The organism is Enterococcus sp. C76 (genome assembly GCF_040886985.1).
GTDB classification, from domain to species: domain Bacteria; phylum Bacillota; class Bacilli; order Lactobacillales; family Enterococcaceae; genus Enterococcus_B; species Enterococcus_B lactis.
In genome coordinates this window covers 293,514-319,173 of record NZ_JBFOEY010000001.1, presented here as the reverse complement: position 1 = coordinate 319,173, position 25,660 = coordinate 293,514, and the positions used below count along the sequence as shown (strand labels likewise).

Genomic DNA, 25,660 nt, shown 5'->3' with positions numbered 1-25,660 from the left:
TGTGTGTTTTTTTAAACAACGTTAAAACACTATAATTTTACCATAGTATACCTAAGACACCAATAGTATCAATAAAATGAGAAACAAAAACCTGCGTCTTTTATGAAAATCACAAAGAAACGCAGGTATACTTACTAAATAATGCCAAATAAATGCATGATAGGGAATACAAACAGCAAGCTATCGAAACGGTCTAAGATTCCTCCGTGGCCCGGTAAGATATTTCCTGAGTCTTTCACATCATAATGGCGTTTGATTGCTGATTCGACCAAATCGCCAAATTGTCCGACTGCCGAAAAAATAATCGTCATCAGAAGCATGACAAACATACCATGATTGAATAGTTCTTTTGCTGGATACAACAATAGATAAAGAAATGCGACTACAACAGCACTTCCGATCCCGCCTAACGCGCCTTCAATCGTTTTGTTCGGGGAAATATCCGGACTTAACTTGTGTTGTCCATAACGACGGCCAACCATATAAGCACCAATATCAGTTGCCCAAACAATAAACAGACCAAAAATCAAAACAGCTAAACTTTCTGTTCGTGCATTGACGAAATTCTGGAAGCCTATTCCTACATACAAACTGACAAGTACTGGGAAACCTGCTTCATCAATCGTATACGTATTTTTAGAAATAACTGACGTCCCTAAAAGGATCATAACGATAAGATAAAATAGCATAAATGTACTGACGTTCTCTGGAAGAAAGAAGAACCATCTTTCTTTTGGCAAGACAAGGAGCACTGCACCAATAGCGGATAAAACTCCTTCAAAACTTAGGAGAGTCAATCCTTTCATCCGAAAAAGCTCATAAACTCCTACCACAGCTAAGACTGCTGCGGTAAGCTCAACCGCTATGCCCCCAATCCATATAATCGGAATAAACAAGACAAGCGCCACGGCTGCTGTGATTACGCGTTGTTTCATGACTGATCCCCTTTCTCATTTTCTGTTTTTTTTACACCGCCGAATCGACGATCTCGATTTTGATAAGAGGCAATTGCTTCTTCAAGATGCGCACCGTCAAAATCAGGCCAAAGTGCTTTTGTAAAATACAATTCACTATATGCAATCTGCCATAACAGAAAATTACTGATCCGCTCTTCTCCGCTTGTACGGATCATCAACTCAGGATCTTGTAATTCTTTGGGCAAGAAACCTGTCATTAGATGGTTGGCAATCAATTCATCATCGATTTCTTCTGCCTCTATTTCTCCCTTTGCTACTTCTTCAGCAATTTTTTGGACTGCAGTCACGATTTCTGCTCTGCTTCCGTAATTCAAAGCAAAGTTTAACACCATTCCGGTATTGTCTTTTGTTTGCTCAATTGCACGTTTTACAGCGTCTTGCGTATGTTCTGGTAACACGTTCTCATACCCCATGACATGGACTTTGACGTTTTCTTTGATCAATTCTGGTACGAACGTATCAAAAAAGTCGACAGGTAGTTGCATGAGAAAACTTACTTCATCTTTTGGTCGCTTCCAGTTTTCAGTCGAAAAAGCATAAAGCGTCAATACTTTCACTCCAAGCCTTGATGCTTTCTTTGTAACTTTCTTTACTGTTTCCATACCTTCTTTATGACCAGCGACTCTTGGCAAACGCCGGTTTTGCGCCCAACGACCATTGCCGTCCATGATGATGGCAACGTGTTGAGGAATTGGTCCATCGGCATTAAATTGAAATTCGCTTTTTTCTTGAATATATTTGTTTTTTTGCGGAAAAAAACGTAACATTCTTTTTCCTCCTATACTTAAAAGATTCCCACTATCTTAAGTATTATAGCAATATCTAAACGTTTTTCCTATGAAATCATTGTTTTTTTATTTAAAAACTGAATAATTTTTTCTTTTTTTAATCTTTAAATAAAAGAAACATAAATAAAAACAGAGGAAGCGGAATGATCCGCCCCTCTGTTTTTATGGTTTTATTAAACTTCCAATAATTCTTTTTCTTTATCAGCAGCGATCTTATCTACTTCTTTAATGCTGTTATCTGTCAATGTTTGTACGTCTTTTTCTAGTCCGCGCAAATCATCTTCGGTAATGTCACCATTTTTTTGTTGTTTTTTATATTCGTCGATCGCATCACGACGGATGTTACGAATCGCGATTTTTGCATTTTCTGCTTCTTTTTTCACATCTTTAGCTAATTCTTTTCTGCGTTCTTCTGTCAGTTGCGGGATAACCAAACGAATAACATTTCCATCATTGGTAGGACTGATTCCGATATCACTTGCCATAATAGCTTTTTCAACATCTTGAAGAATGCTCTTGTCAAAAGGCGTGATCATTAAAACACGTGCTTCTGGGATTTGGATTGACGCCATTTGGTTCAATGGAGTTGGTGCACCGTAATAATTCACAGTGATTCGATCCAAAAGGCTAGCATTCGCGCGGCCTGCGCGGATTTGCCCAAGTTCACGTTGAAGATTTTGTGCTGCTTTTTTCATTTTTTCTTTTGCTTCTGTCATAATTGCATCTGCCATTTTTATTTCCCCCTTACAGTCGTTCCGATATTTTCGCCTAAGATTGCCCGGCGAATATTTCCGTGTTCATTTAAATTGAAGACAAGCAATGGAATGTCATTATCCATGCTTAGTGAACTTGCAGTTGAATCCATGACTTGTAATCCTTTAGCAATCACTTCCAGATGAGTCAGTTCTTCAAATTTCACTGCATTTGCATCTACTTTCGGATCAGCAGAATAAACACCGTCTACATTGTTTTTAGCCATCAGGATAACATCTGCGCCGATTTCTGCTGCGCGTAATGCTGCCGTTGTATCTGTCGAGAAGTACGGGTTGCCGGTACCGCCCGCAAAAATAACAATCCGTCCTTTTTCTAAATGACGTTCTGCTTTACGGCGAATGTATGGCTCTGCGATTTGACGCATTTCAATCGAAGTTTGCACGCGTGTCGGTACACCCACGTTTTCCAACGTATCCTGTAAAGCTAAGGCATTCATAACTGTAGCTAACATACCCATGTAATCAGCTTGAGCGCGTTCCATGCCCATTTGTGCTCCGATTTGTCCGCGCCAGATATTTCCGCCGCCCACAACGATTGCCATTTCAACGCCCAGTTCGTGAACTTCTTTGATTTCTTGGATGATTTCTTTGATTACTGGTGGTTTGATTCCAAATCCTGCATCCCCAGCTAAAGCTTCTCCACTCAATTTTAAGACTACACGCTGATATTTCGGTGTGACCATGTTCATTCCTCCAATATTTTCTATTGCCATTTTACCATACTTAGATGATTTCGACACGCTAAGCCTGGTTTTTCTTGTTTTGCTTAAAAAAAGGGAGCGCACAAAGCGTGCGTTCCCGTCTGTCATTCAACAGAATTATTTTTTCACTTGGCTCATAACTTCTTCTACAAAGTTATCTTCGCGTTTTTCGATACCTTCGCCAACTTCGAAACGTACGAATGTTTTAACAGTTGCGCCTTTTGAAGCAACGTATTTTTCAACAGTCATATCAGGATCTTTAACGAATGGTTGGTCAACCAAAGCGATTTCTGCTTTGAATTTCTTCAAGCGTCCTTCTACCATTTTTTCAACGATATTCGCTGGTTTGCCTTCATTCAATGCTTGTTCTGTAAGAACAGTTTTTTCATGTTCTAATTCAGCTTCTGGAATTTGTGATTCGTTTACATAGCGAGGATTGATAGCTGCTACGTGCATAGCTACGTCTCTTGCAACTGTTTCATCTGTTGTTCCGTCTAGAACAGTCAATACAGCAATACGTCCACCCATATGCAAGTATCCGCCAAATGCAGCATTGTCGTCTTTTTCTACAACTTCAAAGCGACGGAAGCTGATTTTTTCTCCGATAACTTGAGTTGCTTCGATCAAGTCAGATTCAATTGTTCCTTTATCTGTTTTGATTTTCATTGCAGCTTCCATGTCTGCTGGTTTGTTTTCAGCAACAAGTTCTGCGATTTCTTTTACTAAGTCTTGGAACATTTCATTTTTAGATACAAAGTCTGTTTCTGAGTTTACTTCAACGATTGCTGCAGTGTTACCTTTCACAGCAACTGAAGCTAATCCTTCAGCGGCAATGCGGTCATTTTTCTTTGCAGCCTTTGCCATTCCTTTTTCACGTAAAAGATCAACTGCTTTTTCCATATCGCCTTCTACTTCAACTAATGCTTTTTTCGCATCCATCATTCCTACGCCAGTCATTTCGCGTAGTTCTTTTACCATTTTAGCTGTAACGTCTGCCATGTTTAACTCCTCCTGTGTGTGTTCTTTTTAAAAAAAGCTGCTTCAAAGGAGAGTGAGGCTTGTCGCCCAGCCTTTGAAACAGCTCCATCATTCAAAATTATTCTGCTGAAGAATTGTCGCCTTCAACAACATCTACGATTTCTTCGATTGATGTTGCTGTGTTTTCTTCTGTGAAATCTTCTTCAACTACTTGATCTTCACCTTGGTTTCCTTCGATGAAAGCATCAGCCATTTTTGAAGTAATCAATTTAACGGCACGAATTGCGTCGTCGTTTGAAGGGATTACTACGTCGATTTCATCTGGATCGCAGTTTGTATCAACCATAGCTACGATTGGGATATTTAATTTGTGTGCTTCTTGAACAGCAATACGTTCTTTACGTGGGTCAACGATGTACATTACATCTGGGATTCTTGGCATATCAGCGATACCGCCTAAGAATTTTTCAAGACGTTCGCGTTCTTTGTTCAAACCAGCAACTTCTTTTTTAGGTAGAACTTCAAAAGTTCCATCTTCTTCCATTGCATTGATTTGTTTCAAACGGCTGATACGTTTTTGGATAGTATCCCAGTTTGTCAATGTTCCGCCTAACCAACGATGGTTAACGAAGTATTGTCCTGCACGAGTTGCTTCTTCTTTGATTGCTTCTTGTGCTTGTTTTTTTGTACCTACGAATAATGCTACGCCGCCTTCTTCAGCAACGCTCTTCATGTAATCATAAGCTGCATCTACTAATTTAACTGTTTTTTGTAAGTCAATGATGTAGATTCCGTTTCTTTCTGTGAAGATATATTTCTTCATTTTTGGGTTCCAGCGACGAGTTTGGTGACCAAAGTGTACGCCGGCTTCTAGTAATTGTTTCATAGAAATTACTGCCATGTTTGTTTCCTCCGATTTGGTTTTATTTTCCCTCTTCTTATCTTCTACCTTGCCGGCAAACTTTTTCAAGCACCTACCGACAATCCAATAAGAATGTGGATTTGCTGATGCATAAAGCACCCTCAGCTATTATACAGACAAAAGATCCGTATCGCAAGAGCAAATGTACTTTTCTGCTCAACATTCAATAGTTTACCTGAAAGACAAACAGAATTCAAGAAAAACAGTAGATTTCTCTTTGTTTCTTTATTCTCTTTTTTCCATAAAATAATTTTAGGTGTAAAAGACGAATATTATTGGGCAATCCTTCTTTTTTTTGTTATGATACATGTGAAATCTTTCGTAAAGGAGAAAGAAAATGCGCAAAGCTCAAAGACATTTGCTGATTAAACAAGTCATTGAAGAATTCCCGATCCGTACGCAAGAAGAACTATTAAACAAACTTGGGCATTATGGCGTTACCGCAACGCAAGCAACGATTTCTCGAGATATACGTGATCTGAAAATCGTGAAGGCACCTGATGAAAACGGTATTTCCCGTTTTGTGTTGTTTCGCGAAAAAGGTACTCCTGATACTAAGACTGAAGAAGAGGATCGGCTGATTCAAATGATTGAAGACATTGTGTTGAAAGTCGAACGAGTCCACTTTTTGACAATCGTTAATACCTTGCCAGACAATGCTCATTTATTTGCATCTGTTTTAGATGAGATCAAGCCTCCTCCTATCGTCAGTACGATTGCTGGATTTGATACGATCATGATCATCTCAGAAAATGAGGAGGATGCAAAACGAGTAGAAGAATTTCTTCACCATCCGACTGAAGTATCACTTTTTTAATCAGAACACGTGTTCCTAATAAGGAATGCGTGTTTTTTTATTTTCAATATTTTCCTTGTTAAATAAACCTTTACACTCTTTACAAAAATACATCAGTTTTTATTTAAACTTTTCATAACTTTGATTAAATCACAATACTCATCATTTATATTGGATGTTAGCAAGAGCAGAGTCTTGCTCTTTGTGTATGTCAATAAAAAAGAAATGAAAGGAAATCGCATGTATAAATTATTAACGCCTGGACCATTAACGACTTCTGAAACAGTGAAAAAAGCGATGCTGACCGATCATTGTACCTGGGATCAAGAATACAAAGAGATGACACAATGGATAAGAAAAAAATTGCTGGAGCTTGCTCAAGTACCGGAAGAACTATACACAACGGTCTTGATGCAAGGCAGCGGCTCCTTTGGGGTAGAATCTGTTTTAAGTTCTGTGATCAGACCAGAAGATACTTTACTGATTTGTTCAAATGGCGCATACGGTCAACGAATGATTGCCATGTGCAAATGTCTGCAACTAAACTATGCAGTTTATGAAGTACCTGAATACCAAATCCCCCAAGCACATATGATTACACAGTTGATTGAAGAGAATCCGTCTATCTCCGCACTTGCAATGGTCCATAGCGAGACTACTTCCGGTATTTTAAATGATTTGGAAGAAATTGCTGCTGTCACACAGGAAAGAGATCTTTTGTTCATAGTAGATGCGATGTCTAGCTTTGGTGGGATACCGATTCATGTAGCGGAACTAGGGATCGATTTTTTGATTTCTAGCTCAAATAAATGTATTCAAGGTGTTCCAGGTTTTTCTTTTGTACTTGCTAATAAAGTGGAACTAGAAAAGCGAAAAAATGCGAGTCGAAGTTTGTCACTTGATTTGTATGACCAGTACCGCGTGATGGAAAACGAGAATGGCAAATGGCGTTTCACTTCCCCTACTCATACGGTTTTGGCTTTTCAACAGGCATTGAAGGAACTAGAGCTAGAAGGAGGGATCGAAACTCGATATTCACGTTATCTCGCCAATAATCATGTGCTACGACAAAAAATGACAGAGATGGGGTTCCAGCCTTTCATCCAAGAGTATCAGGGGCCATTCATTACCTCTTTTCTTTACCCTAAAGACTGGCGATTTGATTTCAATCATTTCTATCAGCATTTAAAACAAAACGGATTTGTGATCTATCCTGGGAAAATCAGCGATCATGAATGTTTTCGTATCGGTAATATTGGCGAGATTTATCCAGAAGACATTTTAGAACTGACAGCAATTATCAAAGACTATAAGGAGAACATTAATGATTAAAACTGTAATTTTTGATTGGGCAGGAACAACTGTGGACTTTGGCTGTATGGCTCCTGTCCACGCTTTTAGAAATGCTTTTCTAGAAAAAGGGATCCAACTGACTGACAAAGAGATCCGCGAACCGATGGGAAAATTAAAATGGGATCATATCCAACAGCTTCTTTCCCTCCCTTCTGTCAAAGAACAATGGATAGCGATTCATGGACAACTACCTCAGGAAAAAGAGGTGGAGGAATTGTATCAGCAATTTGAACATTATCTGTTTAAAGATTTGGCCCAACATTCTACCTTGAAACCCGACACATTGGAAACGATCGAACAGTTGAGAAGCGCTGGGATCAATATTGGTTCCACGACTGGATTTACTGCTCCTATGATGGCAATCGTAGCAGAAACCGCAAAAAAAGAAGGGTATTCACCAGACTTCATGGCAACTTCTGAAGACGTCGAAGGATATGGACGACCATTTCCTTATATGATTCATAAAAACATACAATATTTCAAAAACAAGTCGGTTGATGAAGTAATCAAAGTCGGAGATACGGTCTCAGATATCCAAGAAGGGAAAAATGCTGGGGTGTTTACAGTAGGTGTGATTGAAGGTAGTTCGCTGATGGGACTTTCATATGATGCATACCAACAAATAGAGATGGAGGAAAAAGATCGCTTAAAACAGTCTGTTGCACTTAGATTCCAACAAGCTGGTGCTGATCTTTGCGTAAATAACTTGAAGGAGTTAACAGAGTACATTTTGTGCGCTGACAAGAATCCAGAATGACTTTTATACAAAATAAGAGCTGTGACAAAAATATTGTCACAGCCCTTATTGCGAATAAACGGTGTTCTCCTGCCAATTCCTCGGTCACAAGTCACAATATCCAACAAACATGAGAAGCTGTTTTTTGAAATTGTTCCTTGTGACTCGGAGCTGAACACTGATTTCACATTCTTTTTTTCTTACATCTTATCTGGGGCATGAAGTCCTAGCAAACGAAGATCTTCTTTCAATAATACAGTCACTGCATACACTAAAGCTAAGCGTGCTTCTTTTTGTTCATCGTCAGCTAAAATCTTCGTATGAGCATAGTATTTGTTGAATGCCTGTGCTAATTTGATTGCATGTTTCGCAATCACTGAAGGTTCATATTTTTCCCCAGCGGATAAGACTGTTTCAGGATATTTTTGAACCAATTTGACTACTTCCCAGCTGATATCGTCATTCAACGCATAGTCTGCTGTTTCTGAAGGGACGAATCCTGCTTTTTCCAACAGACTGACTGCACGAGCATGTGTATATTGCACATAAGGTCCAGTTTCTCCTTCAAAACGAACAACTTCTTCTAAGTTGAAGTCAAATGTATTGAGACGATCGTTTTTCAAATCATGGAAGATGACTGCCCCAACCCCTACTTGTTTAGCTACAACATCTTTGTTTTCTAAATCAGGGTTTTTCTCGCTGATCTGCTCTTTAGCAGATTGGATTGCTTCATTCAATACTTCTTCTAGTAAGACGATTTTTCCTTTACGAGTTGATAATTTTTTACCACCTTGTGTGATCAAACCAAATGGGATATGGTGCATGTCGTCAGACCAGTCAAAGCCCATTTCCTTCAAGACAGCTTTCAATTGTTTGAAATGATAACTTTGTTCATTCCCTACTACATATAGAGATTGTTTGAAGTCATAGGTACGTTTACGATACAATGCGGCAGCTAAGTCACGTGTGATGTATAGTGTCGCGCCATCTGATTTCTTGATTAATGCTGGATTCAAGTCGTAAGCAGAAAGGTCAACGATCTCCGCACCTTTATCTTCGTTCAGCAAATGTTTTTCTTCTAAAAGTTCGACGATTTCATCCATTTTGTCATTATAAAAAGCTTCACCGTTCAATGAATCAAACTGTACTTCCAGTAGATCATAGATTTTGTTGAATTCTTTCATCGATTCATCACGGAACCATTGCCACAATTGGATAGCTTCTTCATCGCCTTCTTCTAGACGTTTGAACCAAGCACGAGCTTCTTCATTTAATTCCGGTTCTGTTTCAGCTACTTCATGGAATTGGACATACAAACGAAGCAGTTCATTGATTGGCTCTGCTTTGACCGCTTCTTCTGAACCCCATTTTTTGTAAGCAACAATCAGTTTTCCGAATTGCGTGCCCCAGTCACCTAAATGATTGATGCGGATTGGCTGGTATCCGATTTTTTCCATAATGAAGCCAATCGAATTACCGATAACTGTCGAACGTAAATGTCCCATTGAGATTGGTTTTGCAATATTTGGAGAAGACATATCGATCGGTACGGTTCCTTGATTCCCGATATTGCTGTCCCCATAATGTTCTTTTTCTTTCACTACTGTTTGCAAAACTTTTTTGCTGATAAGTTCTTTATTCATGAAAAAGTTCAAGTAAGGTCCAACCACTTCGATTTTTTCAAAGTTGGCAGAGTCGATTTTTTCTGCTAAATCTGCAGCGATTTGCTGTGGCGCTTTTCGGTAAACTTTTGCTAATGAAAAGGCTGGAAATGCCACATCCCCGTGTTCGGCTGATTTTGGATTTTCTAGTAATTGTTCGACTTGTTCAAGTGTCAAATCGTCTTTGACAACGTCATAGACGGCTTTTGCGACAAGATCTTTATTATTCATCTTTATTCCTCCTAAAATACTCTCTTATTTGTTCAACAAAAAAAATCTCTAATGACGACATACTTAGTATGCCATCATTAGAGACGAGATTTCCCGCGGTACCACTCCAATTGTCCTAAAAAAAGGACCAGCTCCATCTGATATCGGTAGACGACCGTCTGTTTAAAACAGAATTCTCCAAGTGCGCTTCGTTGTATCTCCTTCATTCGGCTTCCACCACTTCCGAATTCGCTAGCCAAGAATGATACAAGTACTCTCTTGTTCAACAAATCTTAATCTTATTAAACTTTCTTGAATTATATCAGAAAAAAAAACGAAAGGCTAGTCGTTTCTAATAAAAAAAACAATCCAGATGGCCTAAAGGAGAAGAAATACCACCTGGATAGTTATAAATCATTTCGTAAATACGAAAGACTTAACAAATTAATCAGCTACGATAATCGTTCCTTCTTCAGAAGCTAAAAGATTTTCAATGTTTTCTAAAGAAGTGATGATTGCCTTAGCGTTCGGTTTTGCTTCAACAAATGCAATGGCTGCTTCTACTTTCGGAAGCATGCTTCCTGGAGCGAACTGTTTTTCATCAATGTATTGTTTCATTTCTGAAACAGTAACAGTTTCTAGTTTCTTTTGATCCGGTTTTTGGTAATTGACATACACATTGTCTACACCTGTCAAAACGATCAGCAAATCCGCGTCGATGATTTCGGCTAATTTTTCTGAAGCAAAATCTTTATCGATCACGGCTTCTCGCCCTTCTAATCCGGTCGCTGTTTCTACAACAGGAATCCCGCCACCGCCGACAGACACCGTGATAACTCCTTGTTCGACTAGCGTTTCGATGACACGTGCTTCTTTGATCGAGATTGGTTTAGGGGAAGCGACTACTTTTCTCCATCCACGTCCAGCGTCTTCTTTGAATGTCACAGTAGAATCAGCATTCATTTGTTCTTTCGCTTCTTCTTCCGTGTAGAATGGGCCGACTGGTTTACTTGGATTTTTGAAGGAAGGATCATTTTCATCCACAATAACTTGAGTGACTAAAGAAACTACATCTTTATCGATTCCTTTTTCCTTCAGTACTTCACCCATCGCGTTTTGGAGCCAGTAGCCGATTGACCCTTCCGTCATTGCGACACATGTATCTAAAGGCATTGCTGGTGTTTTCTCAGAATCAGCAGCTTGCTGCTGAATCAATAGGTTGCCGACTTGCGGACCATTTCCGTGAGAGATGATTAGTTCATCTCCTTGTTCGATAAATTTCACTAAATACTTTGCTGTTTCCATTAACGCTTCTTGTTGGGCTTTTGCACTTGCATCCGTAGACAAGATGGCATTGCCTCCTAAAGCGACAACTACTTTTCGTTTGGCCATTTCATTCGTCCTTTCTTCAGTTCTCCTGAATTTTCTAGATAACAAAACGAGCCAGCGTTTTGTGATTTTCCCTCAATGCTGACTCGTTTTTTCGTGAGATGAATGTGGTTATGCTTAAACGCGAGGGATAAACAAGTTACCTAATGTTGCTGCCATGATTGCTTTGATTGAATGCATACGATTTTCTGCTTGGTCAAATTGACGAGCATATTTGCTGCGGAAGACTTCATCTGTTACTTCCATTTCAGTGATGCCAAAGCGTTCTTTCATTTGTTCACCGTAAACAGTGTTTGTATCATGGAAAGCTGGTAAGCAGTGCAAGAAGATCAAACGATCTGTATTGTGTGTTTTTTCTACCATTTCCATATTGATTTGGTAAGGTTTCAACAATTTGATCCGTTCTTCAAATTTATCTTCTTCACCCATTGATACCCATACATCAGAATAAAGCACGTCTGCTCCGTCTACACCTTTATCAACATCGTCGGTAATCATCAATTGTGCCCCTGATTTTTCAGCAAAACCTTCTGCCATTTTGACGATTTCTTCTTCAGGTTGTAATTCTTTTGGTGCAACGATACGCATGTTTGCTCCCAAAATTGCACCTGTTACTAATAAAGAGTTAGCCATATTGTTTCGACCATCTCCACAGTATGCAACAGTGATACCTTCTACAGTTCCAAAGTTTTCTTGGATAGTTAAAAAGTCAGCGATCATTTGTGTTGGATGCCATTCGTCAGTCAAGCCATTCCAAACTGGAACGCCAGAGAATTCTGCTAGTTCCTCTACCATTTTTTGACTGAATCCACGGAATTCGATTCCGTCAAACATACGACCTAACACTTTAGCTGTATCTTCTGTTGATTCTTTTTTACCTAATTGGATGTCATTTGCACCTAGGTATTCAGGATGTGCGCCTAGATCGATTGCTGCAGTGGTAAATGCAGAACGAGTACGTGTAGATGTTTTTTCAAATAAAAGTGCGATATTTTTTCCTTCTAGATAGTGATGTGGGATCCCACGTTTTTTCAAGTCTTTCAAGTGTTCTGAAAAATCGATCAAATATTGTAACTCTTCTTTTGTAAAATCTTTTTCTGCTAATAAACTTCTTCCTTGGAATACTGATTCTTTCATATTAAACATTCTCCTTTAGATTGTTTTTATTTAAGATTAAAGAGGAAATCCTGACGACAGCTGACAGTAAGACTGTCGTCAGGTTATAAACTACTTCAAGTCTTCACGGACAAGTGGTTGGCTCATACAACGTGGACCGCCACGACCTCGTGACAATTCACTTGAATTGATTTCCAACACTTTGATACCATAGCTACGAAGCAATTCGTTCGATACGTAATTCCGATTGTAAGTGACTACGACACCTGGAGCGATTGCCAATGTATTGGATCCGTCATTCCATTGTTCTCTAGGGGCAACGATCTCATCCCCATTACCAGTTGGTATCAATACAAGATCATCTAATCCAAGAGCAGCTTTCATCGTTTCGTGTAAGTTATCTGAATGAGTGATCTTGATATCATCCCCATCTGGTTCGATTGTAAAGACATCCATCTTGCCGTCTTTACTTTGGATTGCTGGATGGATAGTGAATTTGTCATGGTCTACCATTGTGAATACAGTGTCCAAATGCATCATTGCACGGTTGTTCGGGATTTTGATTGCTAATACTTTTTCAAATCCTGAATTTTTTGCGAATAGATGGCGTGCTAATTTTTCTAAAGCTTTTGCATTTGTTCGTTGAGAAATCCCAACTGCTACTACTTTGTCGCTTAAGATTAATTCGTCTCCACCTTCGATATGATCTGGATTTTCACGATCCAACCATACTTCGATCCCTTTATTGGCAAATCTTGGATGATGTTTCAAAATATATTCTGTAAACATCGATTCACGACGACGTGCTTCAAAAGTCATCTTATTGACGGTCATTCCATTTCCCATTGATGCGGAAGGGTCGCGTGTAAAGTACAAGTTTGGCATTGGGTCCATGTAAAATGGATAGTCGTCGTCTGCTGAAAGATCATATAGGCTGCTAGAACGTACTTCGATATCTTTTGTACGAACCCCAGCCATGATTTTATCTACCATTTCTTGTGTTTCCATTGATAGAAGGAACTCATGAAGACCATCTCTTACTGCATTCGATGCGATATGAGATTCATCCAACATTTTATTCAAGAATTGTTCTTTGACGTTGCCTGCGTCAATCGCTTCTGCTGCTAATTTTTCCAAGTAAAGAGTTTCGACGCCTTCGTTTTGCAAGGTCTTTGCAAAGTTGTCATGCTCTTCTTGAGCAATCGGAAGATATGGAATATCATCGAACAACAGACGATCCATGATATCTGGTGTCAAATTTTCCACTTCTTGTCCAGGCCGTTTCAGTAAAACTGTCTTTAATTTCCCTATTTCAGAGAAAACGTGAATAGGTTTATCCATGTTGTGTTGCCTCCTTCTTTTTGATTACATGTATAGGATAGCCTCCTTTTGTAATCACTTTCATAATTTTGTCTCATTCAAAATGAGACATCCCTCACATTAATATTCGATAATTAAATAATTAAACGTTTTTCTAATTTTAAGCGTAATTTATTCATTTTTTATTCTGTATACACTTCCAAAAAAATATTTATTCATCTAAAAAATTTTTTTGAATAAATCAAAAAAATAAACTATACTAACATTGTTAGCGTTTGCTATATGTATTATTATTGTTTTTTATACACAAATACTTATCTTCAAAATAAATTATTCAGTGTAGATGTATATTTTTTACATAATAACAAATTTTATTTGTAAAGTATTAAAACTTATGTTTAATCCAGATGTGTTAAAACTTTACAAATTCTTTAAAAAAAGTAACAATAACTATAGTGAACAATAAGGAGAGGACTTTTTAATGCGTGTTAATAAAATCGATTTTCACTTTTCAAAACTCAGATATCAACCTGATTTTGAACATTTCTCGGATGAAGAGTTCCAACAGATCAAGGAACATACTGTTCTTCGTTCCTATAAGAAAGGACAAATCCTTTTTGATGATGGAGATCCTAGACAACGGTTATATATCTTGACCAAAGGACTTGTTCGTTTAGAACGTTACGATGAAAGTGCCACCTATTATTATTATGATTACGTGACTACCAATAACCTTTTTCCTATGTCAGGAATGTTTGGAGAAGAGACCTACACTTATACAGCTCAAGCGATGACTGATATCGAAACTTTCTATCTTCCTGTTTCCTACTATGAAAAATTAGCACGAAAAAATCCTGAACAACTGATCTATATGATCCAAAAAATTTCTAAAGTAGTCGAAATACATGAGTTACGTATCCAAATTGGATTAACCTCCAGTGCTTTTGATCGAGTGAAACAAAATCTATTCATTTTGAAAGAAGAACTTGGCGTACCAACAGAAGACGGCCATATCACCATTCCTTATCCAATTACCTTAAAAGAATTAGCAGTGAATAGCGGTACGACACGTGAAACTGCTGGACAAGTAATCAAACAACTACGTGATTCAGGACTGTTAGATTATCACAAAAAGCATTTTACTTTCTGTAAGACCGCTACTACTCCAGCTTTGAGAGAATAACGCGACAAAAAGAAACAGCGATCCTGATATTTATCGGGGGCGCTGTTTCTTTTTGTTTCGTCTATTCAAATGATTGGTAATAATAAGTGAGATCACTCTCTTTTTTTGTTCCATTGTAAACTACACCTAATATATTTGCTTTTGCAATCTGCAACAGTTCTTTCGCTTTTAACAACTCTTGTTTCTTTGTCTTTCTTTCTCTGACAACAAGTAGCGTTCCATCCGTTTTTGCTGCAAGGATTTGAGCATCCGTTACAGTCGCTACCGGAGGCATATCAAAGATGACCAGATCAAAGTCAAGTATCAGTTCCTCTATTATCTCTTCCATTCTTTTCGTCCCTAAAACTTCCGAAGGATTGGGCGGCTTTGGACCACTGGGCAAGATCCAAAGATTTTCTATATGTGTTTCAGTTATGTAATCGTCCGCTATCCGTTCACGCTCACTAAGTAAATTACTCAATCCTTCATTATGCGGCAATTGAAAAGACAATGCTACAGTTGGTTTCCTCAAATCGGCATCTACAAGTAAGACCTGTTTTCCACTATTTGCAAAAACTACTGCTAGATTAGCGGCAGTAATAGATTTCCCTTCATCTGGGCCGGAAGAAGTGATGACCAATGTATTCAATTCACGATCAATCGCTGCAAACTGGATATTGGACCGGATCGTTCGATATTTCTCGGCAGTAATCGATTGATCAGCTAGTGCAACTAAAGGAACCGGAGAGGCAGCTATTTTCTTTTTCTTCATATTCTCTCTACTTTCTTTTTTCATTTTATATTCAGACTTTCTATGTACACGAATAAATCCTATGATTTATTGAATTAATCATAGCACAGGAAAAAAACGAACACAATTTATATAATAACTATTTTTTATTACAGATATCAGCATAAAACATTTTTAAAACAAGTTATCTCATAAATTTAAATAACACATTCAATTAAAAATAGGCAAAAAATAGGGTTGTGACAAAAATCTGTCACAACCCTTATTACAATAAATAGTGTTCAAAAGCTTGCATCTACGGTAATAAGTTCAACCAAGTCAAAAACATGTGAAGCTGTTTTTTCTTTGCTGTTCTTATAACTTGATGCAGGGCAGCTTTTCCACACTCTCTTTCATTTATTCAGATAAAACCAAGCTTGGATCAGCATTCAACTGATAGCTGGCAAAATTTCTTTTTTGCATTTCCACATGTGCTGCTGCTCCAATCATTGCAGCATTATCTCCACAAAGTCTCAGAGGCGGAATCACTAATTCTACTTCAGGGAGTTTAGTTGACAGAGCAGCTTGCAATCCTTCACGCAACCCTTGATTGGCCGCTACACCTCCAGCTACAACCAGTTGCTTGACTGGATAATTTTGACAAGCTCGAAGTGTTTTAGTAATCAATACATCGATCACACTTGCTTGAAAGCTAGCTGCTAAATCATTTTTGTCTAAATCTTCTCCACGCTGTTGTGCATTATGCACCAAATTGATAAATGCACTTTTTAATCCACTAAAACTGAAATCATAATTATCTTCATGGATCATCGCTCGTGGAAAATGATAATTATCTTTTCCTTGATGAGCTAGCTGATCGATTTCTTTTCCGCTTGGATAAGAAAGACCTAATACTCTTCCAACTTTGTCATAAGCTTCTCCTGCTGCATCGTCTCTTGTCTCCCCAATGATTTCATATGATCCATCTTCTTGCATATAGACTAATTCTGTATGTCCTCCGCTAACAAGAAGTGCCATCAATGGAAACTGGAATGGTTTGACCAGACGTGCGGCATAAATATGACCTGCCATATGGTTCACAGGAATCAGCGGCAATTGGTGTGCCCAAGCAAAAGCCTTAGCGGCAGAAATACCAATCAACAAAGAGCCGACGAGTCCAGGCCCATAAGTGACAGCGACTGCCGATAAATCTTCTGCCGATACACCAGCTTCTACCAGTGCATCTTCCAAGCATAAGGTTATTTGTTCTACATGATGGCGGCTAGCTACTTCAGGCACCACTCCGCCAAAACGTTTATGACTGTTTATTTGGGAAGCAACGATGTTAGATAAGATCTCTGTTCCATTTCTAACGACCGCTACACTCGTTTCATCACAACTTGATTCAATTGCCAGAATCAATTCTTCATTCATTTCATCGTCTCCGTTTTTAACTTTCTGCTCATAATGATCGCATCTTCTGTCGGATTGCGATAATATGATTTCCGTTTACCTAATATACGGAACTTTTCTGATTCATAAAGTTTTCTTGCTGCTTCATTAGACAGACGTACTTCTAAAAAAACATGCAGCGAATCTTTTATTTGTTCCGCAATCAGCAGATGTAGTAAATGCCGTGCATAGCCTTTTCCTTGTTCTGAAACTGCAACAGCGATATTCGTGATTTCGACTTCATCCATTACTTTCGAATACCCGACAAAACCACAGATCTGATTATCTTCAACTAAAAGAAGATAATCTGTGTGGGGCTGTTGGATATCTGTCAAAAACTGCATCTTCGTCCAAGGTGAGCCATATGGATAAGCATTTTCGCTAATTGCCCATACGCATTCTGCCAAATATGCTTCATCAAAATCTTTTTTTCTGCAAATCAACTAATCTCACTCATTTTCTAAAATTTTTATCATATCCAACGCATCTTCTTTTGTTTCAGTGTAATATCTTTTTTTGATCGTCGTTGCTTGAAACCCTAATTTCCGATAAAGTCTTTGCGCATCCTGATTACTCATGCGTACTTCCAATGACATCGTCTCACAGCGATTCATTATAGCAAAGTTCTCGATTTCGTCAATAAGCAGCGAACCGATTCGTTTACGCTGATATGCCGGTCGAACAGCAATATTCGTGATATGACAATCTAAACCGAACGCCCTTGAACCGACAAACCCGATCATTCTTCCATTATCAAAGATCCCTAAATATAGATGAGGAAGTGGTGACTTCAATTCTGACATAAAGGCACTTTTGGTCCATGGCAATTCGCCATTATAGACTTCTCGTTCGACATCCAACAGCTCTTTGATATCTTCTGTAGTCAATTCTCTTAGTATATAGCGACGATCGATTTGTTCGATTGTTTTTTCTGCATAGATCATTTTATCTTGAAAAAGGCTTCTAGCATATGCTTTAAATTTTTTCAACATAGCTTTCGTCTCCAGGTGTGTGCGTCTCTAACCATTTCTCTTCAGCTTCTACTCGTTTTAAATAACGAGGGAGAAAAGCTTGTTTATCTGCAACTGGTTCATCCAACGCACCTAATTGAGCCACAGTCACACCACTTGGGATATCCCATGCTGGAACTGCATTAATCATCGCATCAGGTAGTATTTCTTTTATTTCAGAGATGAATTTATGACAATCACTCCCAACGAAATAAATAGCTTCATTCAGCTCTTGTAGTTGTGCAAACAAATCAGAAGCAGCAATATGTACATCTTCAAGTACAGTTTCTAATCTATTTTCTTTCCAGCGGTATGCCCCAGCATAGACATTTTTTCTTCGAGCATCAAACATGGGCACAATCATTTTATCCACCCCGACACAATTAGCCGCGATGGCTTTCAGGCTAGATACTCCTATTAGATCTTTATCTAGTGTATAAGCAATCGTTTTCGCTGTCGTTACACCTATACGAAGTCCTGTATAAGAACCAGGACCATCAGAAACCGCGATTCGGTCAATGTCTTGGGGACTCATTTGAAGATCTGCAAACAATTGGTCAATGGCAGGTATCAGCGTCACACTGTGGTTGCGTTTGATATTTGTCTGTATTTGCCCAAGAATTTGTTTATCTTCCACCACACCGATCGCCAAAGTTTGATTTGCAGTATCTATTCCTAATGTAATCATATATTTGATCCTTTCTGCTATAACATTCTCGCCTTCCATTGTAGCATACTTTTTTATTCCAATGATGAAAATATCAAAGGCAAAACTAGTACAATGATACATGATTATCTGCTGACCGGCAAATCTAGTTTCTTCCTTACATACACAAAAAAAGTTGCGGTATCACGACACTTTACCACAACTTTTTCTTTTTTTATTTCGTCGACTCTCGAACAATCAACTCTGTTTCCACAATGATTTTTCTTGAAACTGGTGCTTTGGAATTACTTAGTTGAAGGATCGTCTCCACTGCTAGCTCTCCCATCCATTCCGTATAAACTTTCACAGTAGAAAGAGAGGGTGTCACATATTTCGCTACACTGACATCGTTGAAACCCATCACGGAAATATCTTCTGGCACCGCTAAACCTGTTTCTTGAATCGCTTTCAGCGCGCCAATCGCTAATGCATCATTAGCCGCAAAAAGTGCGTCAGGAATCTGCTCGTTTGTTTTTAAATATTTTTTAACCGCTTGATAACCTGACTCGACAGAAAAATCTGCTTCGATAATTGAACCTTCGTCGTAGCCTTTTTCTGCTAAAACTTGTTGGAATGCCATGATTCTAGGATCCCTTAGTCGCTGATGGTTTTTCTTTGTATATTCTGTTCCAGCAAGCATAGCGATATGTTGTGCATTCTGGGAAACAAAGTGCTCAATGACTTTTTGAACACTCGACTTAAAATCGACAACTATAGAATCGATTCCTTGAGAAGTGCCATCAGAATCTACCAGAAGCAAGGCTTGTTGGGATTGTTTCAAATCCAACAGCTGAGCTTCATCGAATTTCCCTAATGCGATCGTTCCATCCGCTGGAAGCTCACTAATGGAATCCCACGTTTCTTTCAACAAAGTAACGTTTGCTTCTTCTGCCTTTTTTTCGATTCCTAAACGAATAGACAAATAATAAAGATCTTCAAGTTCTTCTGTATCGTCGTACCATTGGATCAGACGAAGGGTTTGCTTAGCATTTGCTGCATTTTTGCGGTGCTTCGTATAATTCAAGCGTTCCGCTGCTTCAAAAATTTTTTGCTTTGTGGCTAAGCCGACGGAAAGTTCAGGATCGTAGTTGAGCACTCTTGAAACAGTAGCAGGAGAAACTCCTGCCAACTGAGCAATGTCTTTAATTGTTGCCATTTGTCTCTCCTCCTTTTTTTCCGTTTATAAAATCGCAGTAAACCGCTCAAACGCTGCTTGTCCTTTTTCATCTCGCTTGAACACTCCAGCATCTTCTAGGACACGAGCAAAAACCTGACCTACAGCTTTTTGTACAACATCAGTGACCGCGTCTTTCGTCAAATCAGGATGCTCTTTTTTCAACTGTTCTGCCCATGGACGATGATATTCAGCCATCTGGTTCTCTTCTCCCAATAAGAACCGCTCTACTTCTGCTAGTTCCGGTTTCAAACGAGGTGGTAAAACAGCAAGTCCCATTACTTCGATCAATCCAATGTTCTCTTTCTTGATATGTTGGACATCTTTATGCGGATGAAAAATACCATCAGGATGCTCATCTGAAACATTATTGTCTCGAAGGACAAGATCCAGCTCAAAGTAATTGTCCCTTCTTCGTGCAATTGGCGTAATCGTGTGGTGTGGTGTACCATCTGCTGAAAAAGCCCGGATTTCTACAGTTTCATCCGAATATCCTTTCCACTTTTCCAACACTGAATTAGCTGCTTCAATCAGCAACTCTTTATCTGTTGATTGCAAACGGATCACAGACATCGGCCATTTCACAACTCCTGCGATGACTTGCGGATAATCTGCTAATTTGATGAGTTTTTCTATTGGTGCTTTTGCCATAGGAAATTCATGACGTCCTGCCTGATAATGATCATGAGAAAGAATCGATCCTCCAACAATCGGCAAGTCAGCATTTGAACCAACAAAGTAATGAGGCAAGACTTCAGTAATCCGAAGCAGTCTAACAAATGTTTCCTTTGAAATTTTCATTGGACGGTGCTGCTCTGATAAAATGATCGAATGCTCATTGTAATAAGCATAAGGAGAATATTGGAATCCCCAGCTTTCACCATCTAGATTCATTCGAATGATTCGATGATTGGTGCGGGCTGGATAATTCAAGCGTCCTCTATATCCTTCATTTTCCATACACAGCATACATGTAGGATAATCTACTTTGGCTGCCTCACGTTCTGCCGCAATTTGTTTTGGATCTTTTTCTGGTTTAGATAAATTGATCGTGATTTCCAATTCACCATATGCTGACTCTGCTAGAAATTTGATATTTTTAGCGATGGCTCTTGTTTTGATGTAATCATTTTTCTTACTTAAATCAAAGAAATAATCAGTTGCTTCCTCTGGACTTTTCGAATAATGCTGTGCAAAGAATGCATTGACAACGGAAGGCGGCGGTGTAAGAAAATCCATCAATTGTGCTTCAAAAATCTCTTGTTCTGCTGGTAATTCTGAAAGAACACCATTTTCTCTTGCCTTAGCGACAAGCTGATCCAATAAGTCTACTGATTCTTCCTTAACTGGTCTTACTTCGACGCTTTCTAGAGCGTCTTCTCCTACCATCCCTAAAAGACGATTCTGTAAATATAAGCGGTCCATTTCCATCCATCCGCCAGCTTCGATCGCAAGTGTGGCAAAATCACAAATCGTTTGACTGATTGACATATCTCATTCCCCTATTCTTCATAACCATTTGGATGGCTGACATGCCAATCCCATGCTGTTTTGATAATTTCTTTGATATCTGTGTATTCAGGTTTCCAGCCCAGAATCTCTCTCGCTTTTTCACTTGAAGCGACTAATCGGCTAGGATCTCCAGCTCTTCTTGGTGCTATTTCTGCCGGGATTTCTTTCCCTGTCACTTCTCTCGCTGCTTCTAACATTTCCTTGACCGAGTACCCTTTATTACTGCCTAAATTGAAGAAGTTGCTTTCGTTTCCTTCTTTCAAGTATTCCAAAGCTAAAATATGTGCGGCAATCAAGTCTTCTACTTGAACATAATCTCTAATACATGTTCCGTCTGGTGTATCGTAATCGTCTCCATAAACAGCCAATGCTTTTCTTTGACCAAGAGCTACTTGTAAAATGATTGGGACAAGATGCGTTTCTGGTGTATGATCTTCTCCGATAGATGCATCTGCTTTTGCTCCGGCTACATTGAAGTAGCGCAAAGCGACATAACGCATGCCATACGCTTGGTCACACCACTTCATCATTTTTTCCATCATCAATTTGCTTTCACCATACGGATTTTTAGGATTAGTTGGTGTATTTTCCGTGATTGGAGACTCTTTCGGCTCTCCATAAGTTGCTGCAGTAGAAGAGAATACGATTTTATTGACGTTGAACTCGTGCATGACTTCAAGTAAGATTTGCATACCGTATACGTTGTTGTTGAAATACATCAATGGTTTTTCGACAGATTCTCCTACTAAAGAGCTTGCAGCAAAATGGATTACTCCTTCAATCGGTTCCTTTTCAAATACGGAACGTAGAAATTCTTTATCCCGAATATCTCCTTCATAAAAATGAGCATCTGGATGTACTGCTTGTTTGTGACCTGTGAGTAAATTATCTACCACAGCGACTTGATACCCCTTTTGAACTAGCTGGTCTACAGCGTGCGAACCGATATAGCCGGCTCCGCCTAGTACTAAAATTGTCATAAAAAACACTCCTTTGATTAGTGAAATTGTGTTTGTTGATTCTATATAATTAAAAAAACGAAGTCTACTTTATGGTAGAAAAGAAGAAAGTAAAATTTCGTAAATTTATCTGGTAAATTTATAATAAAACATTTAGTAAACATTTTCAAGGATTTTTTGCAAAGGTTTACAAACAAACGTAAAACTAGCCTTTTTTTCTCTTTTGTTCCATAATAGATATAACAAATAATAAATGAGGTGGATTCAATGAAAAAATTTGTATCTGGAATATTAGTAGGTAGCTTGGCAACAGCCGCTGCCGTTGCTGGTTTGGTCGCTTCTGTGAAAAAAACAGTGATCGATCCGATTGACGAAAAAGAAGCAATGATTGAAGAAAATCGTAAAAAAGCAATGCGCAAACGCGTTTCTCGTTAATAATTATTTAAAAAATACGCATGAAGACTTGTGAAAGAACAGATAAGTCATCATGCGTATTTTTATTTGTCAGTCAATATAAGTTGTGCTATTTTATCTGCTTGTCTCAAATTCCATGGATCTGTATAAGGTCTAGCTGCTGCTGCAGTTAACCAATCCACACCTTCAACTGGTATTCCATAGCAATAAAAGCCAGACTGGATTTTCCCGGAAGCATCAATCACGCGATTCGTACCTCGCTCAACATCTATAGCTTCTGAATGATAACTTCCTGTATTATCTGAAAACGAAAAAGGGCGAACAAGTTTATTTTCCTTCAAATTTTTTATGACAGGATTACTTGAACGAGAAAAGCTTGTTTGTGGCAAACGAGCTTCGATCAAATAGCGACTGCTGATTTCTTTATCTTGTAGAGAAATAACATAACGGTTTTGCTTTTGCTGAATATCAAGTGGCGGTTCGATCAAATGAAAAATACCTGCATCTATCAGTGCTGCTAACTCTTTCGTCCGAATAACTGGCGGACCAATCGTTAAAAAGCTGTTTAAATGAGTAAACCATCCCCACAGTATTTCTTTGTATTCCTTAGCCGAAAAAACGTGCCATTCAATAGCCTGCCGGATTGGATCACGCCAGTCTTTCAATGCATCAAATGTCGAAGTCAATGCCCCTGTGCAATTGCCTTTTTCCGCTTCTTTTATCTGCCCTTCAATAAATGCTCGGCTAGCTTCTGCAAAGGACTCATCCTGATAGGTAAGAGGAGTTTCTAGCCACGACCAAGACCATTTGTAAGGAAGTAATGCTGGATACTTTCCAAGACACTCTTCTGAAGAGAGGGAAAGAAAATCATGCTCAAAAGTTTTCCTTGAAATCGGCAAGTGATGTTCTTCGATGATTTTCTTGTAATAAAACAACTCAGCGTCTTTTTTCAGATAGTCAAAAAATGTTTCGCCAGTCAAAAGTCCCGATCGATGCCATTGCTCAAGGTTCTCTTTTGTAAGTAGCCGTGGCCATGCCATTGCTCCGCCTTGCTTTTGATTTCTCCCTCGAGGATAGTAAGGCAGACCTCTTCTTGACCCGCTGTATACAATCGGTTCCTTGCCAGATGGATGATAGACCAGTTTTCCCTTTTTGTTTTCGAAGCGCCCTCCTCTTGATACCGTAAACAATCCGACATAATCAAAAAAGCTTAAACCAAGCCCTCTTAGAAAGACATTTTCTTTTGACGGTATCTTTGAAAGATCGACATCTGCAGGATTAGAAGGAAGCTGATACAGTAAATCATTTTTCTTTGCATAGTCTACCCAGGCTCTTTCCTCTTCTGTCTGATCATTTTCCCAATGACCACTCGCTAAAATGAGCTGATCGACAGGATAGCTTTGCTGATCTGTCTGTAATAGGAAACCGTCTGTTTCTTTGCTGACCTTTTTCACTAAAGAATAGACAAGCTGAGTAGAAGCTGGAAATTCTTCTTGCAACTTTGAGAAAAACCAGCGTTGATAAAGTCCGTATAGGCAACGAGTAGATTGCTGATCTTTTTCCAGACGGTTAATTTCTTCTATAAATAGTTGCTTATTTTTGGTTACCGTCTGTTCGATATAATCTGTAGCAGGTCCTTTACTCCATTGAAACAAATTAGGTCCCGGCATTACCGTTCCCCCACTGGACAACGTTTCGTCTGTAAAAAGCGTCACTTGTTGAGAAACAGAATTCATTAATAATTCTGGCGGCTGATTCAACCGCCAAACTCGACCGCCTGGACCTTCTGGATCAAAAAGAATAAGTTCAAGAGAATGTCTGCCCTGATTATTATGGAGAATCCTTTCTGCTACACTTAATCCTCTAGGTCCGGCGCCAATGATCCCTATTTTCATTTGTACACCTCCTTTTCGATAAATTCTTTTAACACAACGGCATGGTTCTGGTGCTCGTTTTTTGCACCATAAACGAAAGTAATGACTGGATGTTCTTTCATAAGTTGGGTGAGTTCGGAAACAGCTCGCGTCTTTTCTTCTTCAAAAGACAATTCTTGCTGATATTTCTTTGCAAATGAAGCAAAACGTTCTGGTACGTGGTCAAAAGCTTTGCGTGCTTCATTACTAGGCGCAATTTCTTTCAACCATAGATCTAAGTGTGCTTTTTCTTTTGAAATCCCTCGTGGCCAGAGCCTATCCACGAGTATCCGAAAGCCATCCTCTTCTTCAGCATCAAGGTAAACACGCTTTAATTTGATCATAGTTGTTTCCTTCTTTCTGCCTTTTTTCTTTTATATTTTATATGTAGATAATAGCACAAAATAAAAAATGAACGACACAACTATCCCTCGTGTCGTTCATTTTTTCTTAGTCAATACCTGATTATTGATCTAGTTTTTCCAAAGCTGTCATAAAAATATATGCTTTATACTTTTTTGCTTTTGATTTTTCCAGACCAGCCGTCATATCCACCCTTAAGCAAATAAATCTCTTTATAACCTGCTTTACGTAATTTATTTGCCGTGCGGATACTCAAGCTTTTCTTTTGATCATAGATATAGACAGGTTGGTCTTTTCGAATCGATCCTAGTGAATCTTTCAAAACAGTGTAAGGGATGTTTCTTGCACCTAAGATATGCCCTGCATCAAACACATCTTTTTCGCGAACATCGATTACTTGTGCTTTTCTCATTCCTTCTCGAAACTCTTCTTCTGTCAAAGTCGTTGCTGAACGCTTGGCCATTACTCGTAGATAGACTTCCCAAAAGATGATTGCAAGCACAATCAATAGCAAAATGATATTAATTACCCATAAAACCATGTAA

General features: G+C 38.8%; 27 protein-coding genes. 5 read left to right on the top strand and 22 right to left on the bottom strand.

Annotation, left to right across the window (positions count from 1 at the left end; genetic code table 11):
* Nucleotides 1–134 precede the first annotated feature (134 nt).
* From AB3I00_RS01620 to rpsB, 6 genes are all read right to left on the bottom strand, one after another.
* Entirely contained in the window at nucleotides 135–935 is an 801-nt protein-coding gene (locus AB3I00_RS01620) for a phosphatidate cytidylyltransferase (RefSeq protein ID WP_002308898.1), read from the bottom strand.
* Nucleotides 932–1,744, bottom strand: coding sequence for an isoprenyl transferase (locus AB3I00_RS01615; RefSeq protein WP_002340783.1), 813 nt, complete (start codon nucleotides 1,742–1,744; stop codon nucleotides 932–934). The genes AB3I00_RS01620 and AB3I00_RS01615 overlap by 4 nt, the downstream gene beginning before the upstream one ends.
* 194 nt (nucleotides 1,745–1,938) lie before the next feature.
* Nucleotides 1,939–2,496: a ribosome recycling factor gene (frr, locus tag AB3I00_RS01610; protein WP_002293875.1), complete on the bottom strand. Its 558-nt coding sequence runs from the start codon at nucleotides 2,494–2,496 to the stop codon at nucleotides 1,939–1,941.
* Between the two features lie 2 nt (nucleotides 2,497–2,498).
* Nucleotides 2,499–3,221, bottom strand: coding sequence for a UMP kinase (pyrH, locus tag AB3I00_RS01605; protein ID WP_002293877.1), 723 nt, complete (start codon nucleotides 3,219–3,221; stop codon nucleotides 2,499–2,501).
* A 135-nt stretch (nucleotides 3,222–3,356) separates the two neighbouring features.
* Entirely contained in the window at nucleotides 3,357–4,238 is an 882-nt protein-coding gene (tsf, locus tag AB3I00_RS01600; protein ID WP_002293878.1) for a translation elongation factor Ts, read from the bottom strand.
* Nucleotides 4,239–4,335: 97 nt separating this feature from the next.
* Nucleotides 4,336–5,118 carry a 30S ribosomal protein S2 gene (gene rpsB / locus AB3I00_RS01595; RefSeq protein WP_002293880.1) on the bottom strand — a complete coding sequence of 261 codons (783 nt, stop codon included), beginning with the start codon at nucleotides 5,116–5,118 and terminating at the stop codon, nucleotides 4,336–4,338.
* Between the two features lie 358 nt (nucleotides 5,119–5,476).
* Between rpsB and AB3I00_RS01590 the strand changes: the two genes are divergently transcribed.
* The 3 genes from AB3I00_RS01590 to phnX all read left to right on the top strand — a co-directional run bounded on the left by AB3I00_RS01590 (nucleotide 5,477) and on the right by phnX (nucleotide 8,045).
* On the top strand, nucleotides 5,477–5,956 hold the full coding sequence (locus AB3I00_RS01590; RefSeq protein ID WP_002316352.1) for an arginine repressor: 480 nt from the start codon (nucleotides 5,477–5,479) through the stop codon (nucleotides 5,954–5,956).
* A 219-nt stretch (nucleotides 5,957–6,175) separates the two neighbouring features.
* Nucleotides 6,176–7,267, top strand: coding sequence for a 2-aminoethylphosphonate--pyruvate transaminase (phnW, locus tag AB3I00_RS01585; protein ID WP_368024659.1), 1,092 nt, complete (start codon nucleotides 6,176–6,178; stop codon nucleotides 7,265–7,267).
* Entirely contained in the window at nucleotides 7,260–8,045 is a 786-nt protein-coding gene (gene phnX, locus AB3I00_RS01580) for a phosphonoacetaldehyde hydrolase (protein ID WP_010718143.1), read from the top strand. Before phnW ends, phnX begins: the two co-directional genes overlap by 8 nt.
* A 179-nt stretch (nucleotides 8,046–8,224) precedes the next feature.
* Here phnX and argS read toward each other — a convergent pair whose 3' ends face one another.
* The 5 genes from argS to arcA form a co-directional block, all read right to left on the bottom strand.
* The gene (gene argS, locus AB3I00_RS01575) at nucleotides 8,225–9,916 is read right to left on the bottom strand and encodes an arginine--tRNA ligase (RefSeq protein WP_002308891.1); all 1,692 of its coding nucleotides are present in this window, start codon (nucleotides 9,914–9,916) and stop codon (nucleotides 8,225–8,227) included.
* Nucleotides 9,917–9,993: 77 nt separating this feature from the next.
* Nucleotides 9,994–10,122 (bottom strand): hypothetical protein, encoded by a 129-nt coding sequence (locus tag AB3I00_RS01570; RefSeq protein ID WP_257973276.1) that lies wholly within the window; start codon nucleotides 10,120–10,122, stop codon nucleotides 9,994–9,996.
* Between the two features lie 217 nt (nucleotides 10,123–10,339).
* A complete protein-coding gene (gene arcC / locus AB3I00_RS01565) occupies nucleotides 10,340–11,287 on the bottom strand; it encodes a carbamate kinase (RefSeq protein ID WP_002313642.1) in 948 nt (315 codons plus the stop codon).
* A gap of 114 nt (nucleotides 11,288–11,401) precedes the next feature.
* Complete coding sequence (gene argF / locus AB3I00_RS01560) at nucleotides 11,402–12,421, bottom strand: ornithine carbamoyltransferase (protein WP_002288437.1); 1,020 nt, start codon at nucleotides 12,419–12,421, stop codon at nucleotides 11,402–11,404.
* Between the two features lie 90 nt (nucleotides 12,422–12,511).
* On the bottom strand, nucleotides 12,512–13,741 hold the full coding sequence (arcA, locus tag AB3I00_RS01555; protein ID WP_002308888.1) for an arginine deiminase: 1,230 nt from the start codon (nucleotides 13,739–13,741) through the stop codon (nucleotides 12,512–12,514).
* 460 nt (nucleotides 13,742–14,201) lie between these two features.
* On the opposite strand from arcA, the gene AB3I00_RS01550 reads away from it, so the two are divergent.
* A complete protein-coding gene (locus tag AB3I00_RS01550; RefSeq protein WP_002329347.1) occupies nucleotides 14,202–14,903 on the top strand; it encodes a Crp/Fnr family transcriptional regulator in 702 nt (233 codons plus the stop codon).
* A 61-nt stretch (nucleotides 14,904–14,964) separates the two neighbouring features.
* Here AB3I00_RS01550 and AB3I00_RS01545 read toward each other — a convergent pair whose 3' ends face one another.
* The 8 genes from AB3I00_RS01545 to galE form a co-directional block, all read right to left on the bottom strand.
* A complete protein-coding gene (locus AB3I00_RS01545) occupies nucleotides 14,965–15,654 on the bottom strand; it encodes a CpsD/CapB family tyrosine-protein kinase (protein ID WP_002329348.1) in 690 nt (229 codons plus the stop codon).
* A gap of 375 nt (nucleotides 15,655–16,029) precedes the next feature.
* On the bottom strand, nucleotides 16,030–17,046 hold the full coding sequence (gene tsaD, locus AB3I00_RS01540; RefSeq protein WP_104764074.1) for a tRNA (adenosine(37)-N6)-threonylcarbamoyltransferase complex transferase subunit TsaD: 1,017 nt from the start codon (nucleotides 17,044–17,046) through the stop codon (nucleotides 16,030–16,032).
* Complete coding sequence (rimI, locus tag AB3I00_RS01535; protein ID WP_002308883.1) at nucleotides 17,043–17,507, bottom strand: ribosomal protein S18-alanine N-acetyltransferase; 465 nt, start codon at nucleotides 17,505–17,507, stop codon at nucleotides 17,043–17,045. The genes tsaD and rimI (AB3I00_RS01535) overlap by 4 nt, the downstream gene beginning before the upstream one ends.
* Nucleotides 17,508–17,513: 6 nt before the next feature.
* Nucleotides 17,514–18,056 carry a ribosomal protein S18-alanine N-acetyltransferase gene (rimI, locus tag AB3I00_RS01530; RefSeq protein ID WP_002329349.1) on the bottom strand — a complete coding sequence of 181 codons (543 nt, stop codon included), beginning with the start codon at nucleotides 18,054–18,056 and terminating at the stop codon, nucleotides 17,514–17,516.
* Complete coding sequence (gene tsaB, locus AB3I00_RS01525; RefSeq protein WP_368024658.1) at nucleotides 18,040–18,762, bottom strand: tRNA (adenosine(37)-N6)-threonylcarbamoyltransferase complex dimerization subunit type 1 TsaB; 723 nt, start codon at nucleotides 18,760–18,762, stop codon at nucleotides 18,040–18,042. The genes rimI (AB3I00_RS01530) and tsaB overlap by 17 nt, the downstream gene beginning before the upstream one ends.
* Nucleotides 18,763–18,955: 193 nt before the next feature.
* Nucleotides 18,956–19,936, bottom strand: coding sequence for a LacI family DNA-binding transcriptional regulator (locus AB3I00_RS01520; RefSeq protein ID WP_002308880.1), 981 nt, complete (start codon nucleotides 19,934–19,936; stop codon nucleotides 18,956–18,958).
* Nucleotides 19,937–19,960: 24 nt separating this feature from the next.
* Entirely contained in the window at nucleotides 19,961–21,445 is a 1,485-nt protein-coding gene (gene galT / locus AB3I00_RS01515) for a UDP-glucose--hexose-1-phosphate uridylyltransferase (protein WP_368024657.1), read from the bottom strand.
* Nucleotides 21,446–21,456: 11 nt separating this feature from the next.
* Nucleotides 21,457–22,446 carry a UDP-glucose 4-epimerase GalE gene (gene galE / locus AB3I00_RS01510; RefSeq protein ID WP_002329353.1) on the bottom strand — a complete coding sequence of 330 codons (990 nt, stop codon included), beginning with the start codon at nucleotides 22,444–22,446 and terminating at the stop codon, nucleotides 21,457–21,459.
* 246 nt (nucleotides 22,447–22,692) lie between these two features.
* On the opposite strand from galE, the gene AB3I00_RS01505 reads away from it, so the two are divergent.
* Nucleotides 22,693–22,860 (top strand): DUF3042 family protein, encoded by a 168-nt coding sequence (locus tag AB3I00_RS01505; protein ID WP_002288457.1) that lies wholly within the window; start codon nucleotides 22,693–22,695, stop codon nucleotides 22,858–22,860.
* 62 nt (nucleotides 22,861–22,922) lie between these two features.
* On the opposite strand, the gene AB3I00_RS01500 is transcribed toward AB3I00_RS01505, so the two are convergent.
* From AB3I00_RS01500 to AB3I00_RS01490, 3 genes are all read right to left on the bottom strand, one after another.
* Nucleotides 22,923–24,734, bottom strand: a complete 1,812-nt coding sequence (locus AB3I00_RS01500) for an FAD/NAD(P)-binding protein (protein WP_368024656.1) — start codon at nucleotides 24,732–24,734, stop codon at nucleotides 22,923–22,925.
* Nucleotides 24,731–25,096 (bottom strand): DUF488 domain-containing protein, encoded by a 366-nt coding sequence (locus tag AB3I00_RS01495; protein ID WP_002400379.1) that lies wholly within the window; start codon nucleotides 25,094–25,096, stop codon nucleotides 24,731–24,733. The genes AB3I00_RS01500 and AB3I00_RS01495 overlap by 4 nt, the downstream gene beginning before the upstream one ends.
* 164 nt (nucleotides 25,097–25,260) lie before the next feature.
* Nucleotides 25,261–25,656 (bottom strand): rhodanese-like domain-containing protein, encoded by a 396-nt coding sequence (locus AB3I00_RS01490; protein ID WP_002308872.1) that lies wholly within the window; start codon nucleotides 25,654–25,656, stop codon nucleotides 25,261–25,263.
* Between the last annotated feature and the right edge of the window lie 4 nt (nucleotides 25,657–25,660).

Bases quoted from the DNA above. Each gene is read 5' to 3' on its own strand.
- AB3I00_RS01620 (WP_002308898.1), bottom strand. From the start codon at position 935: ATGAAACAACGCGTAATCACAGCAGCCGTGGCGCTTGTCTTGTTTATT.
- AB3I00_RS01615 (WP_002340783.1), bottom strand. From the start codon at position 1,744: ATGTTACGTTTTTTTCCGCAAAAAAACAAATATATTCAAGAAAAAAGC.
- frr (WP_002293875.1), bottom strand. From the start codon at position 2,496: ATGGCAGATGCAATTATGACAGAAGCAAAAGAAAAAATGAAAAAAGCA.
- pyrH (WP_002293877.1), bottom strand. From the start codon at position 3,221: ATGGTCACACCGAAATATCAGCGTGTAGTCTTAAAATTGAGTGGAGAA.
- tsf (WP_002293878.1), bottom strand. From the start codon at position 4,238: ATGGCAGACGTTACAGCTAAAATGGTAAAAGAACTACGCGAAATGACT.
- rpsB (WP_002293880.1), bottom strand. From the start codon at position 5,118: ATGGCAGTAATTTCTATGAAACAATTACTAGAAGCCGGCGTACACTTT.
- AB3I00_RS01590 (WP_002316352.1), top strand. From the start codon at position 5,477: ATGCGCAAAGCTCAAAGACATTTGCTGATTAAACAAGTCATTGAAGAA.
- phnW (WP_368024659.1), top strand. From the start codon at position 6,176: ATGTATAAATTATTAACGCCTGGACCATTAACGACTTCTGAAACAGTG.
- phnX (WP_010718143.1), top strand. From the start codon at position 7,260: ATGATTAAAACTGTAATTTTTGATTGGGCAGGAACAACTGTGGACTTT.
- argS (WP_002308891.1), bottom strand. From the start codon at position 9,916: ATGAATAATAAAGATCTTGTCGCAAAAGCCGTCTATGACGTTGTCAAA.
- AB3I00_RS01570 (WP_257973276.1), bottom strand. From the start codon at position 10,122: ATGAAGGAGATACAACGAAGCGCACTTGGAGAATTCTGTTTTAAACAG.
- arcC (WP_002313642.1), bottom strand. From the start codon at position 11,287: ATGGCCAAACGAAAAGTAGTTGTCGCTTTAGGAGGCAATGCCATCTTG.
- argF (WP_002288437.1), bottom strand. From the start codon at position 12,421: ATGAAAGAATCAGTATTCCAAGGAAGAAGTTTATTAGCAGAAAAAGAT.
- arcA (WP_002308888.1), bottom strand. From the start codon at position 13,741: ATGGATAAACCTATTCACGTTTTCTCTGAAATAGGGAAATTAAAGACA.
- AB3I00_RS01550 (WP_002329347.1), top strand. From the start codon at position 14,202: ATGCGTGTTAATAAAATCGATTTTCACTTTTCAAAACTCAGATATCAA.
- AB3I00_RS01545 (WP_002329348.1), bottom strand. From the start codon at position 15,654: ATGAAGAAAAAGAAAATAGCTGCCTCTCCGGTTCCTTTAGTTGCACTA.
- tsaD (WP_104764074.1), bottom strand. From the start codon at position 17,046: ATGAATGAAGAATTGATTCTGGCAATTGAATCAAGTTGTGATGAAACG.
- rimI (WP_002329349.1), bottom strand. From the start codon at position 18,056: ATGTTGAAAAAATTTAAAGCATATGCTAGAAGCCTTTTTCAAGATAAA.
- tsaB (WP_368024658.1), bottom strand. From the start codon at position 18,762: ATGATTACATTAGGAATAGATACTGCAAATCAAACTTTGGCGATCGGT.
- AB3I00_RS01520 (WP_002308880.1), bottom strand. From the start codon at position 19,936: ATGGCAACAATTAAAGACATTGCTCAGTTGGCAGGAGTTTCTCCTGCT.
- galT (WP_368024657.1), bottom strand. From the start codon at position 21,445: ATGTCAATCAGTCAAACGATTTGTGATTTTGCCACACTTGCGATCGAA.
- galE (WP_002329353.1), bottom strand. From the start codon at position 22,446: ATGACAATTTTAGTACTAGGCGGAGCCGGCTATATCGGTTCGCACGCT.
- AB3I00_RS01505 (WP_002288457.1), top strand. From the start codon at position 22,693: ATGAAAAAATTTGTATCTGGAATATTAGTAGGTAGCTTGGCAACAGCC.
- AB3I00_RS01500 (WP_368024656.1), bottom strand. From the start codon at position 24,734: ATGAAAATAGGGATCATTGGCGCCGGACCTAGAGGATTAAGTGTAGCA.
- AB3I00_RS01495 (WP_002400379.1), bottom strand. From the start codon at position 25,096: ATGATCAAATTAAAGCGTGTTTACCTTGATGCTGAAGAAGAGGATGGC.
- AB3I00_RS01490 (WP_002308872.1), bottom strand. From the start codon at position 25,656: ATGGTTTTATGGGTAATTAATATCATTTTGCTATTGATTGTGCTTGCA.